This window comes from Furfurilactobacillus rossiae, from assembly GCF_013394005.1.
Lineage (GTDB): Bacteria > Bacillota > Bacilli > Lactobacillales > Lactobacillaceae > Furfurilactobacillus > Furfurilactobacillus rossiae.
The window spans coordinates 624,241-647,680 of sequence record NZ_CP040586.1; the positions used below are offsets into that span (position 1 = coordinate 624,241).

Annotated in this window: 19 protein-coding genes; 15 read left to right on the forward strand and 4 right to left on the reverse strand. The window is 44.4% G+C overall.

Annotation, left to right across the window (positions count from 1 at the left end; all coding sequences use genetic code 11):
• Positions 1-162: 162 nt before the first annotated feature.
• A complete protein-coding gene (locus LROSL1_RS02955; protein WP_178913693.1) occupies positions 163-579 on the forward strand; it encodes a nucleoside 2-deoxyribosyltransferase in 417 nt (138 codons plus the stop codon).
• Positions 580-799: 220 nt separating this feature from the next.
• The gene (locus LROSL1_RS02960; protein WP_178913694.1) at positions 800-1,918 is read left to right on the forward strand and encodes an IS110 family RNA-guided transposase; all 1,119 of its coding nucleotides are present in this window, start codon (positions 800-802) and stop codon (positions 1,916-1,918) included.
• 808 nt (positions 1,919-2,726) lie between these two features.
• On the opposite strand, the gene LROSL1_RS02965 is transcribed toward LROSL1_RS02960, so the two are convergent.
• Positions 2,727-3,767 (reverse strand): zinc-binding dehydrogenase, encoded by a 1,041-nt coding sequence (locus LROSL1_RS02965; RefSeq protein WP_178913695.1) that lies wholly within the window; start codon positions 3,765-3,767, stop codon positions 2,727-2,729.
• A gap of 212 nt (positions 3,768-3,979) precedes the next feature.
• Between LROSL1_RS02965 and LROSL1_RS02970 the strand changes: the two genes are divergently transcribed.
• On the forward strand, positions 3,980-4,843 hold the full coding sequence (locus LROSL1_RS02970) for a hypothetical protein (RefSeq protein WP_178913696.1): 864 nt from the start codon (positions 3,980-3,982) through the stop codon (positions 4,841-4,843).
• A gap of 256 nt (positions 4,844-5,099) precedes the next feature.
• Here LROSL1_RS02970 and LROSL1_RS02975 read toward each other — a convergent pair whose 3' ends face one another.
• Positions 5,100-6,050, reverse strand: coding sequence for an amidohydrolase family protein (locus LROSL1_RS02975; protein WP_178913697.1), 951 nt, complete (start codon positions 6,048-6,050; stop codon positions 5,100-5,102).
• A 175-nt stretch (positions 6,051-6,225) separates the two neighbouring features.
• Here LROSL1_RS02975 and LROSL1_RS02980 point away from each other — a divergent pair, with 175 nt between their 5' ends.
• The 6 genes from LROSL1_RS02980 to LROSL1_RS03005 all read left to right on the forward strand — a co-directional run bounded on the left by LROSL1_RS02980 (position 6,226) and on the right by LROSL1_RS03005 (position 8,946).
• Complete coding sequence (locus LROSL1_RS02980; RefSeq protein WP_178913698.1) at positions 6,226-6,729, forward strand: GNAT family N-acetyltransferase; 504 nt, start codon at positions 6,226-6,228, stop codon at positions 6,727-6,729.
• 128 nt (positions 6,730-6,857) lie between these two features.
• Positions 6,858-7,415 carry an alkaline shock response membrane anchor protein AmaP gene (amaP, locus tag LROSL1_RS02985; RefSeq protein ID WP_178913699.1) on the forward strand — a complete coding sequence of 186 codons (558 nt, stop codon included), beginning with the start codon at positions 6,858-6,860 and terminating at the stop codon, positions 7,413-7,415.
• 17 nt (positions 7,416-7,432) lie between these two features.
• Positions 7,433-7,618 (forward strand): DUF2273 domain-containing protein, encoded by a 186-nt coding sequence (locus LROSL1_RS02990; RefSeq protein ID WP_178913700.1) that lies wholly within the window; start codon positions 7,433-7,435, stop codon positions 7,616-7,618.
• A gap of 33 nt (positions 7,619-7,651) precedes the next feature.
• The gene (locus tag LROSL1_RS02995) at positions 7,652-8,086 is read left to right on the forward strand and encodes an Asp23/Gls24 family envelope stress response protein (RefSeq protein WP_017260380.1); all 435 of its coding nucleotides are present in this window, start codon (positions 7,652-7,654) and stop codon (positions 8,084-8,086) included.
• 52 nt (positions 8,087-8,138) lie between these two features.
• Positions 8,139-8,528 (forward strand): Asp23/Gls24 family envelope stress response protein, encoded by a 390-nt coding sequence (locus LROSL1_RS03000; protein ID WP_017260379.1) that lies wholly within the window; start codon positions 8,139-8,141, stop codon positions 8,526-8,528.
• Positions 8,529-8,688: 160 nt separating this feature from the next.
• Positions 8,689-8,946, forward strand: coding sequence for a CsbD family protein (locus LROSL1_RS03005; protein WP_017260378.1), 258 nt, complete (start codon positions 8,689-8,691; stop codon positions 8,944-8,946).
• 81 nt (positions 8,947-9,027) lie between these two features.
• On the opposite strand, the gene yeiL is transcribed toward LROSL1_RS03005, so the two are convergent.
• A complete protein-coding gene (yeiL, locus tag LROSL1_RS03010) occupies positions 9,028-9,711 on the reverse strand; it encodes a transcriptional regulator YeiL (protein ID WP_178913701.1) in 684 nt (227 codons plus the stop codon).
• A gap of 381 nt (positions 9,712-10,092) precedes the next feature.
• Here yeiL and rihB point away from each other — a divergent pair, with 381 nt between their 5' ends.
• The 5 genes from rihB (at position 10,093) to LROSL1_RS03035 (ending at position 21,306) form a co-directional block, all read left to right on the forward strand.
• Entirely contained in the window at positions 10,093-11,025 is a 933-nt protein-coding gene (gene rihB / locus LROSL1_RS03015) for a ribosylpyrimidine nucleosidase (RefSeq protein WP_178913702.1), read from the forward strand.
• Between the two features lie 492 nt (positions 11,026-11,517).
• Positions 11,518-16,827: a MucBP domain-containing protein gene (locus LROSL1_RS03020; RefSeq protein WP_178913703.1), complete on the forward strand. Its 5,310-nt coding sequence runs from the start codon at positions 11,518-11,520 to the stop codon at positions 16,825-16,827.
• A 184-nt stretch (positions 16,828-17,011) separates the two neighbouring features.
• Complete coding sequence (msrA, locus tag LROSL1_RS03025) at positions 17,012-17,836, forward strand: peptide-methionine (S)-S-oxide reductase MsrA (protein ID WP_225440551.1); 825 nt, start codon at positions 17,012-17,014, stop codon at positions 17,834-17,836.
• 141 nt (positions 17,837-17,977) lie between these two features.
• Positions 17,978-18,850: an alpha/beta hydrolase gene (locus tag LROSL1_RS03030; RefSeq protein WP_178913705.1), complete on the forward strand. Its 873-nt coding sequence runs from the start codon at positions 17,978-17,980 to the stop codon at positions 18,848-18,850.
• Between the two features lie 488 nt (positions 18,851-19,338).
• Positions 19,339-21,306 carry a Cna B-type domain-containing protein gene (locus LROSL1_RS03035; protein ID WP_178913706.1) on the forward strand — a complete coding sequence of 656 codons (1,968 nt, stop codon included), beginning with the start codon at positions 19,339-19,341 and terminating at the stop codon, positions 21,304-21,306.
• Positions 21,307-21,463: 157 nt separating this feature from the next.
• On the opposite strand, the gene LROSL1_RS03040 is transcribed toward LROSL1_RS03035, so the two are convergent.
• Complete coding sequence (locus LROSL1_RS03040) at positions 21,464-22,648, reverse strand: NADH-dependent flavin oxidoreductase (RefSeq protein WP_225440552.1); 1,185 nt, start codon at positions 22,646-22,648, stop codon at positions 21,464-21,466.
• A gap of 162 nt (positions 22,649-22,810) precedes the next feature.
• Between LROSL1_RS03040 and LROSL1_RS03045 the strand changes: the two genes are divergently transcribed.
• Entirely contained in the window at positions 22,811-23,371 is a 561-nt protein-coding gene (locus LROSL1_RS03045) for a TetR/AcrR family transcriptional regulator (RefSeq protein WP_178913708.1), read from the forward strand.
• The last annotated feature ends 69 nt before the right edge of the window (positions 23,372-23,440 follow it).

Here is a 23,440-nt window from a genome sequence, read left to right on the forward strand (position 1 = left end):
CAGAAATTGCAATCATTTTAATAGATGGATGTGTCCATCAAACAAATAATCAGTAGGGTCAGTAGAAGCGTGATTGTCCCAGCATTTGACCAAAAGTATATTATAAAGGCATATTTTATATTTTTACTGGATTTTTCAAGCCTTAATAAGGAGTGGGAATTGATGAAAATTTACTTTGCTGCATCGATTCGTGGTGGCCGGGATGATGTTGAGGTCTATCGCCAGTTAATCGATCATCTAAACTTAAATAACCAGGTGTTGACAGAGCATATTGGTGATTACAGCCTGTCCGTGGCAGGGCAGAACCAATTGGACGATGATTACATTCGCAATCGTGATATGAGCTGGTTGGCAGAATGTGATCTGATGGTTGCGGAAACTTCCAATCCAAGTTTGGGCGTTGGCTATGAACTAGCGTCTGCAGAACGTTTGCATAAACCAGTGATTATTTTGCATAATGCGAAGCGTAGCCAGTTATCTGCGATGATTGCTGGAACACGGTACTTTGACCATATTTTCAACTATTCAAACGTTGCCGAAGCATTTCAGATTCTAGATCGGGAGTTGCCGCTGATTTAAGTGGTGATAGATGACGCCTACGGTTGTCAACATTGACACGCTCGCCGTGGGACCGGATCAAGCCCGAAGTGCACGGTCTTTCACCTCGCCGCAAAGCCTCGTGAAAAGCCGAGATAATATGAAGTGACCCCCTAGATTGTCGACTCGGGGATTCAGGTTGATAATGTCTTTAGAAGAAGAACACACAACCCTACCCATAAGACAATAGGAGGTCACCACAATGACAAGTGTAGTTTACGTAGGTATGGATGTCCACAAAGCAAGCTTCAGTCTCTGTGCATTAGATAAAGACACTGGTGAAATCATCCGGGAAACTAAGTGTGCGTCGGATCCTAAGCTAGTGGAAAAGTTTGTTGATCGCTTATCGGAGGAACTTGGATCGAGAACCGAATTTCTGACTGGTTATGAGGCCGGTGTTCTAGGCTTCTCACTAAGCAAGTCATTACAGATACTTGGCGTTAACTGCGTGATTATGGCGCCTTCGACAATGTACAGCTCCGGTAAGAATAAGCGGATTAAAAATGACAAGATGGACGCGAAGATGATTGCCCGTAATCTGGCCGCTAACACATACCGCTCCGTACACATTCCGGATGAAGAAGATGATGACGTCAAGGAATTTATGCGGATGCGTAATACGCAGAAGAAGTCCGCAACCCGCATTAAGCAACAGCTTGGCGCCTTAATTTTGCGGCATGGCTTTCAGTACCAAGGTACCAAGACCAAATGGACACAAGCCCACATTGAGTGGATCAAATCCTTGAAGTTGTCTGATACGCTCCAACTGGCAGTAGATGAATATTTGATTCAGCTGGCGGAACTGATTGAAAAAATCGCGCGTTACGACCAGCTGATTGAAAAATTCTCGCACCAGGAACGTTACGAACAACCAGTGAACCGGCTGTGTTGCATGAAGGGCCTTTCAACAATGAATGCCATGACGATTCAAGTTGAGATTTCGGACTTTGAACGGTTTCCAAGTGCACCAGCGTTTATGTCGTATGCCGGGCTAAATCCATCGGAACATTCCAGTGGTGAACACACGCACAAGGGTTCAATCACCAAGCAAGGCAACTCCGTTGTTCGGACGACGCTGGTTGAGGCTAGTCAAGCTCTGGTAAAGGGACGCGTCGGCTATAAAGGGCGGCTAGTAAAGGCCCGGCAAGTAGGACAAGATGCCAGCGTCATTAGCTATGCGGACCGGGCATCGGCTCATCTTCAGCGAACTTTTCACAGAATGATTGAAGCTGGGAAGCCATATAACGTGGCCGTTACGGCAGTTGCAAGAAAACTGGCTGGCTATATTTGGGGTATGGAGACCGGACGCATTGCCGATTAAACAGATGGTACAGGAATTGCGGATTAAACTAACAACAAGGTATTAGGACAACCGAACCCAGCCACGACGAATCCATGTTGGTAGCAACAAGCTTCAGACGCATAACGGTCTGGCGAATTGCGATAAAGACTTTATGGCACAGGTTGTTAATGTGTATGGCCATACACATTAGCGTCGATCTGTGATCCACGAACCGAGATTACAACGCCTTCGACAGGACCATTAACCTGAGGTAGCCAATCCTCGTATAACAGAGTGGTTAAATGTCGAGAGACAGGGGCATCTGAAGTTTGTTAGTGCCAATGATGGAATCGAAAAAAATTGGAGTTCGGCTCTTGACAGGGGGTCACTTCATAACAGTCTTCACGACAGTCCGTTGTGTAAATTTGAGAGAGCCATTCGAATTAACACAACTTTCACGGCTCGGTATCAATGCTGACGCCCTTCAGCTCATTTTTTGTGTGGAATCTTTTAACAATAGCTTACAGCCAGTTTGGGCTTCTTACAGGAGTGGAGCTGGCTGAAAACATAGTTCCGTGTCGGCAACACTTGGCGGCAAGAACTGGGCCGCTTAGTGTTGCGGGATGACTTATGAGACGTGATTTTCGGCTCATAATCAAGGTGTGAAAACCGCGTTTTTTAGCGGGTTGAACCCGGTCCCATGGAACGGCGTTTTCAGTCAGCGTAACGGCAAGTTGTTTGAAATCACTTTGCCGTAAACCAACCAATTTAACACAAAAAAATCTCGTGCCAAACGACAGTAAGAGTCGCTGGACACGAGATTATTTTTTATTATAAATTGCGATTACTAGTCAGTAACAACCAATGACTTGATGGCTTCACGATTAGCCATTGCCTTGTAGGCATCGTCGATGTCATCCAGTTTGAATGACTTGGTGAAAACTTTACCGGGGTGAATATCACCATCCAGCACAGCCTTTAACAGGACGCTCTTATCGTAGGTTGTAACAGAAGCAGGACCACCCGCAATTGAAATATTGTTGTAGAAGGAAGGCGCCATGTCCATTTTTGGCTCATGGGGCAAACCAACACGACCAACGATAGCACCTGGACGAGCAACTTGGGTTGCAGTTTCGTTGGATAACTCAGTGCCGACACATTCGAGCACAGCGTCCGCACCATCATTGTTAGTGAGTTCCATGACTTTCTTAACAGCGTCGTCACCACGTTCTGCAACAATATCCGTGGCACCGAATTCTTTGGCGAGCTTTTGACGGTCTTCGTGCCGGCTCATTGCAATAATCCGTTTGGCACCACGCATTTGAGCAGCAATGACACCACACAGACCGACGGCACCGTCACCAACAACAACGACGGTACTACCAGCGTGAACGTTGGCTACCCGAGCGGCGTGATAACCGGTTGCCATAACATCAGCGAGCGTCAACAGTGAATCTAACATGGCTTCGCTGTAATCTTCTGGTTTGCCAGGAATTTTAACCAGGGCCCATTCGCCATGCGCAAAACGAATGTATTCAGCTTGCACACCTTCACTAAAGTTATCGTCATGGTCCTGGCAGTCACCATCAAAACCGGCACGACAAGCGGCACAATGACCACAACCGTGAGTAAATGGTGCAATAACGAAGTCGCCGGGAACAACAGTAGTGATTGCGCTACCAACTTCTTCAACGACACCGATAGCTTCATGACCAGTGTTTTCAGAATTAGCAGCTTTATCTTCTAAACCACGATAAGCCCATAAATCGGATCCGCAAACACAAGTCCGCACAACCCGGATGATGACGTCATCCGAGGCCTGAACTGTTGGTTTTTCAATGTCTTTAACTTCAGCTTTGCCTGCTTTTATAAATACAGTAGATTTCATTATGTAGAACACTCCCTTCGAGGTTATTTTAAGACATTTTGCGTTCGTTTGCGTACTTAACGGATTGAAATTTTAAATTTATCATCTAGTTTGGCTAAATGGCATGTAAGTGTTTAAGAAAGAATGAAGTTGTGAAACACTATTGTAACCTAAGTAACACTAGCGTAACATTTGAACTATAGAAGAGCGCATGAATTTGGGAGGTCAATGACATGACAATAAAGGGGATTAAGATTGCGTCGGCTGGTTTATTAGCGGTTGTTGTGTTAGCTGGTTGTTCAGCGTCATCAACGGCAAAAACAAGTGCGTCGAGCAGTAGTGTACATACGACGTCGGGAAAAGTCGTTAAAGACAATGCGAGTCAGTCTCGTCAGAAGACGAGTGCCTCAAACGACACTACAGCAGTGAATAGCGGCGTTAATAATGTTGCGGAAAGCTCAGTAGAAAATGTGCAACCGTCGACTCAAGCGGTTAATACTGATTCAAGTAGCACCGTTAGTTCACAATCGTCAAATGTTGCAACAACGACTGCCAGTTTATTGGCTCCCACAACCCAGTCGTCAAGCGTTATTGAATCAACGAAGAACTCGGCACCGGTTACACAATCTGTGACGACCAAGACTGCAAGTACAACGACTGATCAGTCTTCTGTAGCGCAACAATCCTCAGCCAATGGTAACTTACAGGTCGCTCAACAAGCCTCAGCAACTTCCAGTTCACAGGCACCACAGCAATCATCAACTGCTCAAACGGCAGCTGCCATTTTATTGGCAAGCGGTCAGGATCGTAATGTGGCAGACATGAGTCAATTATCCATTGTTAACGCAGATCCTAAATGGGGCAACATAACGCCTGGTGATGATGGGCAGGTTCACGTTCTTAACACAAATAATGGTATTTCTAACGTTGGTTATACAATTACCGGTGACACGGTTAAAATGTACGCGATGCCTTCTGCAGTGAGTGGTGCTGATTGGGTTAATCAGTCAACGGGTTCATTTAGTTTGCAACAAGCTGTCAATCAGTCTCAAACGAATCCAGCAGCTTCATCAATTGCACAAAAATTTGCAAAATAATGATTAAAAAGAAACTGGAACATAACGCCTTAACTCAATTTCTAATGAAATGTCAACAAGCAATTTTTTTCAACCGCAAAAGGTCATGCGGATGAAAAATTGCCGCAAACGCGGGACATAACACTGACTTTTGCTCATCTAACGCGAATAAGGCATTCATGGGAAAAACACCCATAAACACCTTATTCGCGTTACCTGAGAAAGCCAAAACGTGTTATGTCTCGCTCTCATTTAATTTCTCAACGAATAACACCTTTTAATCTAAATCAAGTAACCTAAGCGCATTCTGAAAATAGAGTTGCTGACGCTGTGTGTCTGTTAACCAGTGCGTGTGCGCTAAAGCGCTGTTAAGCCCGAGAACAACAGGCTTTGGTGTGTATGGGTAGTCGGAGGCATACAAGAGCTGCTTCGAATTTACAATTTGTAGTAGCGCGGGCAGTTGGCTGGGTAAAACACGGCCAGCGACATCGAAATAAACATGTTTCATAGCTGCAGTCACGTCAACTTCGTCCGTTTGCAAACGGTGGTTTAACATCTTGGCGCCTAGTGTCCGCGGTGCTAAGACAGAGAGGGCTGCGCCACCGTGTGGAATGATAAATTTAATGTTAGGGTAACGGATGAAAATTCGATTTTGCACTAAATTCAAGAAGGTGCGAGTTGTTTCCGCGAAGAAATCGTAAATTGGGTGCGGAAATTTTTCATCAACATGATAAGGTGTCTTCGGGGGGTCGTTTGGATGGATCAATACGACTGCACCAACGTCATTAAGTAATTGCATGATTGCGTCGTAATGGGGATCACCAAGGTAGATGCCTTGTGCTGAGGTGGGCAATACAACACCAAGCGCTTGCTGATAAAATAGCGCGCTTTTGATAATCGCGATACTTTCGTTTACAAACGGCAAGGGGACTGTTGCAAAATAACCAAGTTTGTCAATATGATTGTGATGAATTTGGCTACCAAACGTGTTGATTTCGTTGGCCAAGGCGGCAGTGGCTTGGGCATCCTGATGATATGCAATGTGTGGCATAGAAACTGATAAAACGGAGTAAGCGATGTGCTCACGTTGCATAAGTGACAGTGTGTCTGTTACTTGCCATTTGGGCTCAGCGACATCACCAGCGAGACCATGAAACTGTTTTTGACAAAATTTTGTATAGCCAGGAGTGACATAATGGCTATGAATATCAATTTTTGAGTAGTTCATTTTAGATTTTTCCTCTTTTGATATAAAGTGGCTAACTTCAAATTACCACCGATAAGGATGACTCACAATTGGCTCATTATGAGGAGCCAATTAGATACGTGAAAACGACGAAGCGAGGCCAAAACTGGCCGTATAATTACGATACTGCACATACCGTAATTGATGGAGAACACAAATGAATGAAAAAGAGATCTGTAACTTATCAATAATTACTAGGAGGGGGATAATTCGTCCCTTTTTGGCTCATGAAGTTGATGCCTTTTTGAGCTACCATAACAACCTTGACTGGATGCAGTATCAGGGATTTAAAGGACTGAGTAAAGCGGAGGCCGTAGATGCACTATTATCAAATCCAACACTTACGCAGGGAAAACAATTTGCGTTTGTAAAACCTGAAATGGATCAGTTGTTGGGTGATTTTTATCTGCAACTGGAGGGTGACACAATGTGGCTAGGCTATACAATCAATCCGCTATTTGCACGGCATGGGTATGCATTTGAAGGCGCTAAAGCATTGATTGAGTTTTTGTCACAGCAGCACGTCAGGGTGCTAAAGGCAGATGTTGATCCAAATAACCAAGCCTCGAGAAGGTTATTGGAAAAGCTAAGTTTCAAACAAATCATGCAAAATGATGAAACGGTTATTTTTGAACGAGGGTTGACCGATTTTAATAATTAGAAAGATTAGTAGTGAATTGTGAGGTAATTCCTTATGATTCACTACTTTTTTAGCGACAGACATATTTTTTGAAAGGTTACTTATGGATTGGATAATATGTACACAATAAAAGGAAAGGAGGTTAGGCAATGAAGGCGCCAACAAAATGGTTAGTTGGGCTAACAGGTTTCTTGACGCTAGTGATTGGATGTCTGTTAGTGGCCATGAATACAAACATCGGCTATGTCTCTGACTGGCTTGTTAGCATCATGAATCGCAACACAAAATTAGCCATGATTGGGTTGATTGTGGCTGGTGGCTTTATTGCGTTGGTCGGGTTAATTATTCTGTTGATTGGTTTATTTAAACCACGGACAGTTGGTATGATCGAGTTCCATGGCTCTCGTGGCGTTGTGCGATTACCTGTCAATGCAATTGAGCAGGATTTGAAACTTCGGATTGAAGATGCTGTTGACGTAGGGCATCTTGAGGTAAATATTCGTGCACACGCCAAACAGCGGCGGGCAGACGTTAAAGTGCATGGCACCGCGTTAGCACAAGACACGCCCAGATATGATGATTTGGGCGAAGCAGTGTTGGCAGTGGTCAATAAGTATCTTAAAGACAGTTTGCAATTTAAGTTGCGTAAACGTCAGGTGACAATTGAAGCATTTCGCAATCCTGACCAGAAGGCACGGGTGGTTTAGCGAAAGGAGGTGGTTTCATGAGTCGTCCGATGTTTGGCACCATCGTCGGGCTGGTACTTGGTCTGGCGTGGGTACTGGCCGGTTTTTGGAGCATGATTGTGGTTGCGGTATTGGCTTTAGTTGGTACGTTAATTGGTAAGTACAGTCGAGTAGTCGATCGACAAACAATCAAGCGTCGCATCAATCAATTTTTGTCTAGTTAAGTTAGGTCCGTTTTGTTATGGAGGGAATCGATAATGGAAAACACTAAACAAGCTGCACAATCACAGTTAAAGCACACATTAAGTTACGACGATGGCGTTATTGAAAAGATTGCCGGATTGGCCGCACGAAATGTTGATGGTGTCTTGTCACTAGATGGTGGCATGCTTAGCGGCATTACTGATCGCTTTCGAAACCAAGCGGATCCGACACAAGGAATAGATGCAGAGGTTGGCCAAAAACAAGTGGCTTTGGATATGCACGCCACCGTTGAGTATGGCAAAGATATCCGCCAATTATTTGAACAGGTTACTCAGCGCGTTGTTCGTGACATTCAAAGTTTTACCGGCTTGGATGTTGTGGAGTTAAATCTACACATCAATGATGTGATGAGCAAACGGGAATGGCAGGATCAAACAAAAGGTAAACCAAATTCATCACATTCAACAGAAACAAAAGAAGTTGAATAAGCAGTTTGAACATCACCTATGACATCACGCGCAACTAACGGAGGTTATAAAGATGGCTGAAGCGATGACAAAAAAGGAACTTGTTTTTGATAACGATGTGTTAGAAAAAATTGCAGGCAAGACCGCGCAAGAAGTCGATGGCGTCTTGGAATTAAAGGGTGGCCTATTCGACAATATTTCAAACCAGATGGGCGTCAATAAACCTGAACAAGGCGTTTCTGCTGATATTGATGAAGATAAAAAGACAGTCGAATTAGAGTTAGACGGCACACTTGAATATGGTAAGGATGCCAACGATATTTTCGATAAAATCACGCGTAAGATTACTGCCGCTGTTCGGTCGATGACTGGTTACACGGTGACATCAATTAAGTTACACGTTAAAGATTTATTGACAGCCGAAGAGTGGCGCGACCAGACAAAAACGGATAAGAAAAAGTAGCTAGTTGATGCTGTTGAGTTCGATTAGAATGGTAAAAATGCCTGTCACGCCTAGATTTCAAGGAAATCAGTGTCGGCAGGCATATTTTTTGAACGTAATTTCAGATTTAGCTAAGCTAATGATAGTAGGATACTTCAGACAACCTTTAAGGAGCGATTAGATGAAAAATTTATTACTCGGTTTTAGTGTTGCAGCCAACATTGCTCTAGCTTACATGATCTTCCAGGATAAGGATCAGATGGAGGATATTAAGTCACGTTTTGATGCCTTAACTGATCAAGCAGAGGGTAAGGCTAAACAAGTTAAAGGCGCTATCACTGGCGATGCTGGTGACAAAGTGAGCGGCAATGTGGATGAAGGCAAAGGCAAGGTCAAAGAGGGCGTTTCCGATTTGAAGGACAAATTGACTAACGACTAAAGTTGCGTTGATGGATTATCCCTCACACGTTAGATTACTAATCTATAAACATCAGAAAGCACCAACTAACTGTGTATTCAGCTAGTTGGTGCTTTCGTTTACATCCTGTGCAAGCGCCGTTAGGGCATCTAAATTTGTAATCTTGTAGTGATGTTGTTGTTTGACGAGGTACCCATCTTTCACAAATTGTGCGAGCACATAGAGCAAATGCCGATAAGAGATACCTAAAAATTCGGCTACCTGTACGTGTTTCTCACTGTAGAGGCCGTCGTGAGCTGTTAATAGAATAAAGGATGCCAAACGTTGGGCAACGGGAAAGGCCGCGTTATTGCCAGCGGTTTTAACGGTTCGGTAGTTTTTGTGAACGAAGTACAGACAGATTTGCCGCAGAAAGATTGGATCGGCTAGTAACTTTTTCTGCAATGGGCGGATGGGTAGCGCCAGACACCAACAGTCGGTGATGGCTTGCATGCTGAAAGCAATTTCTGGTCGCTGTTCGATAAGTTCCATTTCGCCAATAAAGCAAGGCGGTGTAAAGAAGTCGATGAGCGAAACCTTACCATTTGCCAGCACGTCATACAGTTTCGCTTTGCCCTTAACTAAATAAAATAGGTACGTTAACGGGGCACCGGCTTTGACAATGAAATCATTCGCCGCAATGTGGAAAAGCTTGGTGTCTTGTTGTGGATCAAACGAAAATTGGCCGTCGTACCCTGATGTGGTGATGAAATTGTTAATAACATCCTGATTATCGATTTCCTGCATGTTCTTACCTCAACTGTGAGATTTCTCATACTTATGATAGCAACCGCTTACATATAATGTAAAGCATAAGAGTGGTGCCGAAGCTCGGGAAGGTCCGAGCAATAACGTAAAGGTGGCAACGTGCAAGCGCACTTTGCTTGTGGGTTGACGGCTTTGGGTTATGCACAGGGCCTTGAGCGACAGGTGCACGTTTTAGAAGAGTGATGCCTTACTTCGGGTTGAATCCGAGCAATAAGAAACAAGGCGAATGATTCGGTGATTTTCCGAATGCTTTGACTTGTAGCTTATGCACAGGATTCAGAAGTAAGGTGCACGTTTAGAAGAGTGGTGCCGAAGCTCGGGAAGGTCCGAGCATCACTGAAATTCGAGGAGGAAGTAAAAATGGCAGGACGTAAAATTATTCTTGATTGTGATCCAGGCCACGATGATGCGATTGCATTATTCATGGCAGCTGCGCATCCAGCAATTGACTTGTTGGGCGTGACGATTGTGGCGGGTAACCAGACGTTGGCTAAGACAGTGCGTAATGGATTAAATGTCGCACAATTATTGGACATTGATACGAAGATATATGCGGGGATGCCACAACCAATGGTTCGCCAACAGGTGGTTGCCGGCAACATTCATGGCGAAACTGGTTTGGATGGCCTGACGTTTGGCCCGTTACATCGCAAAGCTGAGAAGCAGAATGCGGTTGATTTTATTATTGATACCTTGATGGCAAGTGACGGTGACATCACGTTGGTACCAACTGCACCGCTAACAAACATTGCCGTTGCTATGCGTCGTGAACCGCGCATCATCTCAAAGATTCAGGAAATTGTTCTGATGGGTGGCGCATATGGGACTGGAAACTTTACGCCATCTGCTGAATTCAACATCTTTGCTGACCCAGAAGCAGCCAAGGTTGTCTTCGGCGCTGGCGTGCCAATTACCATGATGGGCTTGGACTTAACCGAACAGACAATCTGTACGCCTGACATCATCAAACGAATGGAAGATGTGGGCAATACTGCCGGTAAGCTGTTTAGCGATATGATGAACTTCACGTTGAAGACACAGTTTGAGGCATTTGGTTTGAAGGCTGGTCCTGTTCATGATGCCACTACCATCGGCTACTTGATTGAGCCGGATATTTTCAAGACAGAATCTGTGTATGTCGATGTCGATATCAACCGCGGGCCTTGTTATGGTCGGACTGTTTGCGACATGCATCATGTGATGAAAGAAGAACCAAATACTAAGGTCGGTATTACGCTGGACCTAGATAAATTCTGGGATCTGGTTGAAGAATGTGTTCGGATGTATAAGTAAATTAATTTAAGAAAAGTCCACGAGAAAATCGTCTGAAGGTACAATGCAAACGTTTGTCTCGATGGACGAAAAAGTTTCAGTTTTTGTGACTCACATTTAATTTGTGACGAAACGAAAATTGAAGCTTTTTTTATTTGCCCCGAAATGACAACAATCCTAAATGACGGTCTGACGACTTGAATTTATTGAAACGTGGACGCTTTAAGGTTCGCTTATTATCTGTCTGATACAACTTAATATAAACATTTTTTAACCCGAAATAATTGGCCGATAAATTAACATAGTAGCAAAAATGCGCAATAATTAAATCTTTTGCAAACTATTTAAAGAAGCGAGTGTAGCACTTTCATTTTGTAAGCAAAGGTGTTAAAACAATCAATTGAGTAGAGTTATTTAACTTTTTTGCAACTTAATTATTTATTTGGATTAATTTTGAGCGAAATTGTTTTTTAACATCAATCAGCATTAAGTGAGAGAAGTAAAAGGAGAGTTATGCCTGGATTGTATCAAAATCGAAAGTTACATTATCGAATGTATAAAGCGGGAAAGCGCTGGGTGTTTGCTGGAGTCGCCGTAATTACGTTTGCTACCGGCATGACACTGACAACGGTCGCTAATGCTGATAGCGACAATACAACATCAACACTTCAAACAACTGCTGTTACTTCGACGGCATCAAAATCGGCACAGGCGTCAAACGGCGATACAAGCGATGCTACGACAACTGCTGGTCAAAATTCAGCAGTTAGTAGTTCAGCGTCGAGTACTACGCAAAGTCAATCGACAGCTTCATCGGATAGTACGTCGGTAACATCAAATAAGGCAAACAGTGAAAGTTCGGCCAGTGAATCAGGCCAACAAACGGATAGTCCAAGTAGTACAAACAATAGTGATCAGTCTCAGACCAGTGCTGCATCAACAAATAATAGCGAGTCGACTGTTTCTAGTGCAGTTTCGATCACTCAAAAGCGTGTTTCTAACACGGCTTCTCAGTCAGCGACCAGTGCGCAGACGACCGAATCAACAAGTGCATCGACTGCGCAGTCAACGGGCAGTCTCTCTAGTACTGAAAGTTCAAGTAATGTAGCCAGTGTCCATGACGCAGTTTCAACAACTAACAAAAGTCAGACCACATCGTCAACTACCAATAGTAACGTTACAGTGACGTCTATATCGGACACTGCCACTGACAGTGACGTGGCAACAGCCGAATCGGCAGCAACCAGCGCTTATCAAGCAACTGGGACACCTCAAGAAATTGTTCGGATGGATGCGACTGGATTCGTCAATGGCTACCAAGAGGGTGTCGGTGACTCGATTCAGTACAATGGTTGGACAATTTTGTACAAACAAGGGACGACGTTTGGCGGATTTGGACTTATTCCAAACACTTATGTATCACCCGTTTATTACTTATCGGGTAGTTATTCTGAAAGCACGACGCCTTCTGATGGTGTCTTAGGTGTCACAAAGCATTTCACTATTTTTACGTTTGATAGTTTAACAGCGCAAAACATCGGGAGCACCTATCGGATTGCTGCAGGTGGAAACTTGACCTTATCGGGATCATCTGGTAGCAGTGCTTCACAGTACACTGATTATCCGCAAATCATTGTTGGTGGTGATCTGGTTGAATTAGACAATGCTAATCCGACTGGAAAAATTTATATCAACAATGATGCAAGTGTCTACAGCAACTATTGGTCTAATACGCATCAAATTTATAAAATTGATACAACAGATTTTTTTACTGCTGCTAAAGCATATTTAGCAAGCAAATCCAATGAACTGAGTGCCTTACAGCAAACGGCGGGCGCAAAAGTGATTACACCAAGTTCTTCAAATCCTAATCTGACGTTACAAGGCGTCGATGGTGCTGATGAAGACGTGTTTGTGCTGAACAGTTCAGACTTTCCTGGTACTACTTACGGAAGTGGCGCGATCAACATTACCAATGTGACAAATAGTTCCGGTGGAACAGCTAAAATCATCATTAATGTGGTTGGAGATTCCGTTGCGATTGCTGGGACTACCATCTCAGTTAATGGCAAAACGGATGCTGATACAGCTGCAAACGTCACTTGGAACATGCCCGACGTTGTCAGTTTGGTCACCCACAACGCTGCGTTAACAGGGAATATTTTGGCCCCTAACGCGACATTTTATACAGATGGCTCCATTTCAACGTCTGGCAATATTGCCGTAAAAACGTTTGGTGAGGCGGCATTAAATAGTTTCACCACGAAGTATGTAGACGAAAATGGGAATCAGATTCATCAGAGTATGTCGTGGGCCGTTAACAACACGACCGATGGTAGTACCAAAACAGTGTCACCAGTAGCGATTGACGGGTACGAAGTGACAGGGACGCCGACGGTTTCGATTAGTAGTCAGGATGTTGTTAACAACGATGGCTCCGTGACCGTTACCTATGATCAAAGTTCATGGGCAACCAACACGGTAACCTTCCACTACAAAAAAGTATCGACACCTGTGAAAGCTGCGGCATCATTAACGGTGAATTATGTAGACGAAGATGACTCTTCAAAGACGCTAGCGGACAGCAAGACACTTTCCGGTCTACAAGATGACACATACAATGTCAGTGATTATGAACCAGCTATTCCGGGTTATACTCTGGATGTTGATGACGCGTCGTTACTGTCAGGTAAACTGACTTCTGATGGGCAGACGGTCACGCTTCGTTATAAGGCCAATAGTCAAAGCGTAACGGTCAGCTATGTTGATCAAAATGGTCATCCAATTCACACCACCGACACAGTGACCGGCAAGACCAACACTAGTTATGATGCGACTAATAAAGAGATTAGCATTCCTGGTTATTCGTTTGTTAAAGTTCAGCAGGGTGACCTTAAAGGCACATTTAGTGTTGATAATGCTGGTAAGTCTACGGCGAAAGATATTGTTCTGCAGTACCAAGGTGGCAGCCAAACATTGGCGGTACATTATCTCGACAACAACGGCAAAACGATTCACACAGACAATACTGTGACGGGTGCCGCTGGTGATTCATACGACGTCAGTGATGATCAACTCACGATTCCCGGTTACACATTCTCAGCAGTTACCACTGGTTCTTTGACGGGAACGTACACGGTTGACACTACAGGTAAGGCGACAACACCAGCCGTTACTTTAATGTATACGGTCAATCCACAATCAGTGACAATTCATTATGTTGATGAAAACGGTAAGTCTTTGGCTAGCGACGGTAGTTTAACCGGAGCAACAGGGACAGCGTATGATGCCCAGAACAAAATTCTTAGTCTCGACGGTTATACGTTTGACAAGGTCACATCTGGTTCATTAACAGGCACGTATGATGCGAACGGCACGCCTGCCATCACCCTTGTGTATGATAAGGTTGTGCCGAAGAGCGGCAGTGTCGTGGTCCGTTACATTAATGGCAAGACAAATACTGAACTTGCCAGCGCGCAAACGCTAACGGGCACTGTCGGTGATACCTATACGACTGCTTCTAAAACGTTTGACGGATACACTTTAGAAGGTTCATCAAGTGCTACAGGTAGTTATACAGATGCTGGTCAAACAGTGACGTTTACCTATCTGCCGAAGAGCGAAACGAAGATCGTTAACTATTATTTGGTTAATACGGCTAATGCGCTGGCGCCGTCAACCACGCTAACAGGTGATTATGGCACAAGCCAAACCGCGGACGCTGCTTCAATTGCCGGATACACGGCACTGTCAAACAGCCAAGTAGTAAACTTCACAGATGATACGTCGGCCATTAATTTCTACTATCAACCGGAAGATGCGGCGGCCATAACGGTTAAAGACGTTTTAACTGATGGGACGGTTATTTCTACGCGAACACTGCCTGCTGGTAAATATGGTCAAGCCTATTCGACGTCGGCAGACGCGTTAACCGGTTACGTTTGGAATCAGACGACGCCATCTAATGCTACAGGCACGTACTCATTAACACCACAGACCGTGACGTATACGTATGACCGTGAGGATGGCCAGCCCGTTACGGTAAATTATGTGGTTAATGGCACCACAAAAGTATTAGGTACAACTCAGCTGACTGGCCACTATGGTGATAGCGTGACGGCTCAGACTGCTACTTTTTCAAATTATACGTTGGTTGGCACACCAGCCCAAACGACCACGACACTAACGGATCGTCCGCAGACGATGACGTTCCTTTACGATGACACTGGTGACCGGTATGTTAACGTGTCATATGTGCGTCGTGTTACCGTTGGCGATGAGCAAGAGCTACTAACGATGGCCGCACCGACAGTCACGACGGTTGATTATGATAGTCAGTACACGACGGCTCCTGTAAATATTACTGGTTATTACGTCAGTGCGTCGAGTGTGGCCGGTCCTGCGAACGGAAGCTGGTCAGATTTGTCAACGGATGCGGCGAAGAATCAGGTAGTCTACTATTACAACGCTGACCCGGAATCTTTCAAAGTGACCTACACTGACTTACAAGGAAATGATTTGTTTAGTCAGACGCCAGCTGGCACGGTTCAACTCGTGAATGCTTACTATGGAGTTGGCTATAACTTCACGGCACCAGCGATTGTAGGCTATACACTTGTCAGTGATGCAACTGTTAGTGGCACGGTGGGCCTTAATCCGAGTGATATCCATTTCACCTATGCCAAGGAACAAGCGGTAACCACGCATTATGTGGATGATAATGGCAATGTTATTGCTACACCAGTTTCACAAACGTTAAATTATGGTGGTACTTATACGACACAGCCGGCAACGGTTAGCGGTTATACGTTAGTGGCAACACCTGCCAATGCAAGCGGTCAGTATGACCGCACGAATACGGCCAATAGTGTCGATGTCATCTACGTTTATCAGAAGGTTGCGGCAAGCGAAACGCCAACAAGTGGTCCATCAACATCGATGTCACCAAGCCAAGCACCTTCGACGGCCTCGACGCCGGCAAGTGGTGCCTCGACAGTGACTTCGGTGGTTACTTCACAAACGACTTCACAAACGTCAACACCCGAAAGTGGTATGTCGGTAACGCCATCGCAAGTCTCGACAGCGAGTATGCCATCGATTCCAAATCAGGGTACCGAAACAGTGCCACCGCGTGTGGTGCCCGTGAATCCGGTTAGCGCTTCACCCGTTATTCCGGTTGTGACACCAACTGGGAATCGGCCTACTAATGAAACGCCAGCTAACGAAGCTGGGACGCCAATCGTCCGGCAAATGATGGGTGATCCAACACTATTGCAGTCAAATGCAGTGCCAGTCACAAGCGGTTCACAATCGACACGAACAATTGTTGATGAGCCAAGTTGGGATCCTATCAGGTTAGTTCTGATGGACGTTGATGGTGATATCATTGCCGTTCATGAAGTCAGTGGCTACACGGGCACATGGGTGTATATTGGTGATTTGGTTCCTGCAGGTTACCATCTTGCTCCTGGTCAAAGCGCTTGGTTGTTACTGAATGATGTCTCACCGCAAACGTTGCGTTTGGTAAAGGATTCTGACGGCACAATGGTTGCGGCAACATCTGCGTCAACCTTGTCAAAGAATCAAACACCATCGACCGCTCAATCAGTGACCGGTTCTGATACACAGACCGCTGCAACGGCCACAACGTCAAGGGCTGCAGCTAACTCAGCGACTAACCAGAACCTGTTGCCTCACACAAATGAAGGGCAGCAGTCATGGTTACAAGCTTTGGGGCTAGGCCTATTCTCAATGCTGTTTGGTTTGTTTGGCTGGCGCAAACGTCGCCATAACACCGATGATAATAAAGATAGCGATATTTAAGATAGCGATATTTAAGATAGCAAAATAAGCGTTAATCATTTGATTGTATAGAGATACAGTCGAGCGGTTAACGCTTTTTTGTGATTAAGGTTAATAAGTCGTGTGAGCAAATGATATGCTATTTCGGCGTGATGCGGTGATAATAATAGACAGAATATTTCGGCGACGTGAAGGGGATGATATTGTGAGGACCGTAACTGAACAAGACTTGAGTGCCTTTTATAACCTGTTGTTAGAGCCAGGCACTCGCGATTGGGAACGGCAACAATTGTTGAAAGCCAAAGAACAACTGGCCGCTGGTAAAGCATCGACTACGGTTTTTGCCGAACTTGAGCACAGTTTGCGGCCACTGGCTGTCCGCAACAACTTAACGCCAGCGGTAACTGACTTTTACCAGTCCATAATGTCAGATGGCGAACAGTCGCAGCAGTATGATTACGCTCGGCATCAGGCGGCTTTGACGGATTCACGGTATGATCATGCAATCTTCGCGGGTGGATGCTTTTGGTGCATGGTTGAACCATTTGAACTGCGTCCCGGCGTCATCTCTGTCTTATCGGGTTATACCGGTGGTCATGTGGATTCGCCGACGTATGATCATGTAACTTCCCAAGCGACGGGCCATGTTGAAGCCGTTGAGATTGTCTTTGATCCAAACAAGATGAGTTATGCGGAGTTATTAAAACTCTATTGGCAGATCATCGATCCAACTGATGATGGCGGTCAAATTAATGATCGTGGTGATTCATACCGGCCAATTATTTTCGTTCATAACAAACAACAGTGTGACCTCGCCGAAGCATCCAAAAGAGATGTTGCCGAGTCAGGCCGGTATTCGAAACCGATTGTAGTCGCAATTCGAGATGCTCAGCCGTTTTGGCCGGCAGAAAATTATCATCAAGAATTTTATAAAAAGCAGCCTAAGCGTTATCGAGCAATGGAACGTAGTCGTCGTCAGTTCCTCTGGTTTCAAAAGGTTAAAGCTAAACTTACTCGCCGAATCAAATAAATTAGTGCTTCTCCTTGCCTTAAGCCTACTCGAACCCAGTATACTGATCTTGTAACCATCGAGATTGAATGCTGAGCTAATTATGAAGACGGATGTTTGTAATTAGTCAGCGAGGGTTCATCTTGGCAGGGGAGGTTCATAATGAAACAGAAAATAATTGATCGTGGCTTTTGGACTTTGCTAGCGTTAGTTTTTGTTGCCGTCATCGGTGGTGGCATTTTTCAAGCACATCGGGTAGCCGAGGCAAAAGCAAAATACGTGCCATCGTCAGTGCCAACGCTCTTCTTTCACGGTGGTGGCAGTAATTACCACGCTGAAGAACACATGACGAGCGTGGCCAAACGGGAAGGCGCGACCAACACGATTATCCGTGCGTTTGTCTCCAAAACTGGTCATGTTCATTTGGATGGAACGATTGGTAAACGAGCAATTAACCCAATCGTGGAAGTAAACTACGCTAATAACCGACAACTTGATTTTAATAAACACGGTCAGTGGGCTAAAAACGTTGTTGTTGCATTACAGAAAAAATATCACATTACTAAATTCAACATGGTCGGTCATTCACTTGGCAATATTTCGTTAATCTACTATATGTTGGAATATGGTCAGGATAAACGTTTGCCCAAATTGCAAAAACAGGTCGACATGGCCGGTCACTTCGCAGGATTGAATTTCAAACGTGTTCCAGCATCCATACGGCAACCTGCAGGGCTAAAGCTGGACAAGAGTGGCAAACCAAACAAGATGAACGCCACTTACAAGCAGATGACAAAACTACGCCAAACATTCCCCAAGCACCAGGTTGATGTGCTGAATATCTATGGTGATATTGGCGGCCAGACAGATGGCACGGTACCCAACGTTTCATCGTTGTCACTGAGGTATTTGATTGCTGACCGTGCTAAGTCATACCATGAACGAAAGATAACTGGAACGCGGGCTAAGCACACGTTATTGCATAATAACGCTCAGGTTGACCGCATGTTAGCCGACTTTTTGTGGGCAAAATAAATATCAAGAAAAAAGATTTGTCAGCAGCTTCTCAGGCTGGCAGGTCTTTTTTGATATCACATACATCATATAAAAAGGCGATTTACTCACTATAAAAGGCGGACGGGCAGAAGTTGTTAACATTGAAAAATTCGAATGATTCAGAAAAACCAATACGAATAATCGTTTTAAACGTTTGAAAAAATAGAACAGGTACTTAAAAATTAATATATACATATATTTAGGTCAACGTTGGAGTAAAATAGGACAATAGGAAGCACCCTTGACTATTTTTGTTCAAAATAGTGCACAACTGACAGAAAAACTGTTCAATTGACTGGCGTATCTTAGCTGAGTGTGATGTTGGCCTGAGTGCATCAAATCGGATTTGAAATGTTGCATGAACAGAGTCATGTGGCTTCAACGATAAAGAAATATTATTCTGATTTTGAATTAATGGCTTTGAATAGAACGCTGAGCGCGATTTAAAAAAAGAGGAAACTTTTGAAATGAAAATTATCAAACAGCTTTTAATGGTAATGGCCTTTGCATTAATATTTATGAGCGGACTTGGACACGTGATTGGTTTGAAGACCGCTGATGCAGCTACTGTAGCCGTTTCTGGATTGCAGGCTAGTGATGCGGTTATTACGGATACTTCGGGTAACGTCGTCAGTTCAGACACTAAATTGGATAAATATACGGGTTATAAGGTGGTCTACAATTGGAAGGTAGCCGACGGGACTTCAATTAGTGAGGGAGACACAGCAACGTTCACGTTGCCTAGTACTGTAGCCACCAGTGTGGACCAAACGTTTGATTTGACGGATGCTAAAAATACTGTTGTCGGGCAAGGAAAAATCAGTGCCGGCTCAAGCACAGGTACAATTACGTTTTCTGCCAAGATGGCCTCAATGTTATACGATAGAAAGGGTACTATTTACCTAACGGCTAACGGTACTCAAACAAACAATAACCCAACATCTTCATGGTTTATCAACAAGATTGGCTGGATTAATAACGGTAGTTTGAACAGCAATCATGAACCAACAACATTGACTTGGAATGTGGCAGTTAATCCTAATAAAACCAGCCTACATAACTTAGTTCTTTCGGATGAATTAGGAGCTGGTCAGACTTTTGTGGCTGGTTCGGTTGTTGCAAATACAGGTAGCTATGACAGTAAGGGCACTTTTGTCTCAACGGGAACTGCAACCCCAACGGTGGCCGTTGACGGATCACACATTTCGTTTTCGTTTGGGGATATTGATCAGACCATCAATATGACTTATAGGGTGCAAGTAACTAATGTCGATCAGTCAGCTGGAAATTCGTGGACAAACAGTGTTAGTTCCAGCACCTCAGATGGCCCGGGAGATAATGCAACTAGTAGGGGTCAAGTAAACTGGGGTTCAGGCGGAACCGTTAATGGTTACACCGGATCGGCTAGTCTTGTTAAGACTGATCAAACAACTAATGCTGTATTACCAGGGGCTCACTTCAAATTGGTTGACGCTTCAGGAAACACGATTAGTGCGGACACGACGACTGATGCTAATGGGAAATTAACGGTCAATAATCTAAAAAATGGTCACTATCAGTTTGTTGAAACAACGGCGCCAACTGGCTACTTGTTGAATAAGACGCCTATCGATGTCGTCGTTGGCGGGACCAATTCAACCGGACTTGCTAGCGCGAAGGACAGCAAAATAAGTGAAACGGAAATTACCGGCACAAAAAAATGGGTAGATAACAATAATAGTGACGGGAAACGGCCAACACAGGTTGTCGTTGAGCTTTACCGAAATGGAACAAAAGTTGATACACGTCAGGTTTCTGAGGCTAGCAAGTGGGCATACGCGTTCACCAATTTACCGACGACAGATGCACTAGGGAATAAGTTTGAATATTCACTAAAAGAAGAATCAGTTGCCGGGTATACCAGCACGCTTAATGGGACAGACTTTGTGAACACCCTAATACCAAATACACCAACGACACCAAACACACCGGTGACACCAAGTACACCAACGGCGCCTAATGCACCAGTGACACCGAACACACCAACAACGCCTAATGCACCAGTGACACCAAGTACACCAACGACACCAAACGCACCGGTGACACCAAGTACACCAACGACACCTAATGCACCAGAGACACCGAACACACCAACGACACCAAATACGCCGGTGACGCCAACAATGCCTAATGCCTCAGTGAAACCAAGTATCCCAGTAACACCATCTCTGCCTCGAACTTCGAGTGTGCCTAACCAGACGCAAAGCTCGGAAACAACCTCTCGAACAGCAGTGCGATCTCATCGGCAAGCGATGGCCGACAAAAAAGATAAGCATCTTCCAAGGACTGGGGAGATACTGACAAGTCCAATCACACTAGTTGGGCTTGCCCTGCTTATTGCAGTCAGCGTTCTTTGTGCGTTTGAGCTGAAGCATGTTCACAAAAAACGAAATTAGCGAGCAAGAAGATGCTTAAATAACAAAAAAATGTTTATTTTTCCAAAGAAAGCCACCAAAGTTGGATTTTATCTAACCTTGGTGGCTTTTAGAACTGAATTTTTTAAATCTGTTTTTATGATCAAGCAACGCCTTTTAGTCTTTTTATTGTGGACGTTTACTTTCTAAACGCAACATCAATCTTGTCTGTGTCGACAGCCTTCGTTTGGGAGTCATTAACGTCGAATTTCTGATCAGCACCAGCTTTGTTCATTCCTTTTAAGAATTCAAAGAAAGGCGTTTTGATGCCCAATTCTTCTAAATCGGCCAATGACAAGTTGTAACGAATGGATTGCTCCGTACCGGCTTCAACTTTTTGAACCCAGTGAGGTTCCCGAATGCTTTCTCGACCAATTGCAACAAACGTAATACCAGCTTCCATCACCTTTTCAGCATCAGCAGGTGTGTTTACGTTTCCAACGGAGATGAGTGGAGTGTCTGGCGAAACGCGCTGAATCTTGGTAATTAAAGGCTCTTTGTCATCGTGATTGTTCAACGATGGCCGCCAAATGTTGCCCATGGAGATGTGCAGGTAATCCAAGTTCATGTCATTAAGTTTAGTCACAAACTTCAAAGTATCTTCAATACGGATACCTGGCTCTTCAATTTCTTCTGGTGACAAACGGTACCCAAGAATGAAAGGTGACGTAGCGGTATCAGCGATGGCTTGTTGAACGGCTTCGATAACCCGCATTGGAAATCGCATTCGGTTTTCCAATGAACCACCCCATTGGTCGTTTCGACGGTTACTGTGTGGTGAAAAGAATTGTTGGAGTAGATATGTGTTGGCTCCGTGAAGTTCGACACCGTCAAAACCGGCCAAAATAGCACGTTTAGTTGCCGCGCCAAAATCTGCAATCGTTTGCTCAATTTCATCTTCGGATAGTGCCCGTGGCGTTTCTGCGTGTGGCCGTAATGCGGGGACTGCACTAGCAGACACAGGCTGATGCCCTCGCAGAATGCGTGAGTTTGTCATTCGCCCGGCACTGAAAATTTGCAAAATTGCTTTAGTACCGTTTTGTTTAATGGTGGCTGCCATCTTGGCAAGGCCAGGAATAAACTTATCATCGGCGACAGATAATTCACCTTCGAATCCCTTACCCAGCGCGTTAACGTTAGCAACAGGGGTAATAAACATGCCGGCCCCGCCCGTATGAATATTGAAGTAGTTTAGTTCATCTGTTGAAACTTCACCGTTTTCTAACGACATGCCTTCGGTCATTGGTGGAATAGCAACCCGGTTTTTAACGGTCACTCCAGATTTAAAAGTGTAAGACTTTAAAAATTGGTACGTCATGTTCATAACCTCCTGAAAGATGTGTGATAAGATTAGCCTTAGTAACTGCTTACTAAAAGTCAGTGTAGCACCATTTTGGTGAGCAAGTGGTGAACAAAATAATGATAATGTTCAAAAATGAATAAAATACTGCTTTTGTTTATTCTTACGTGAGGAGACTGAATGATTATGGAAATTCGGCGGCAAATATTTAATTCAGTATATGAATTTATGCAGAATCGGCCCATCAACGAATTAACGGTTGATGATATCTTAAATGCTTCAGGTGTCAGCCGCGGATCGTTCTATAAATATTTTGCTGACAAATATGATGTCATTAATTCGTACTTTGCAGATACCATGAACCGGATGTTTTTAAATTGTCGCCTGAGCAATTGGAACGGCATTTTGCGTAAACAATTTGAGTTTTTGGCCGACAATGCCAGTTTCTTTAAATATGCTTTTAAAACAACAGGGCAAAATTCGTTTTGCGTTTATTTCAACTGTCATCTTGTGCGTCAATTTGGCGAGGCAATTATTAAATACGGACACCAAACGGAACTTTCGGCTGTTGAAAAACATGCAGTGCAATTTTATGCGGATGGGGTGGTAGCTTATACGCGTCGGTGGCTATCCTCCGATATGAGCACGCCGATCGATGAGGTTGTCCACGAGTTAACCAGTTTGATTCCACAAGTCATCCTAGATGCTACTTGCGATGAAATTACCATTGAACCCGAGTATGCTTAGTAGATTGTGATTTGCACTGCTACTTGCGGTTGACGGCATTGAAACACCGGCGTGGGACCGGTTCGAGAC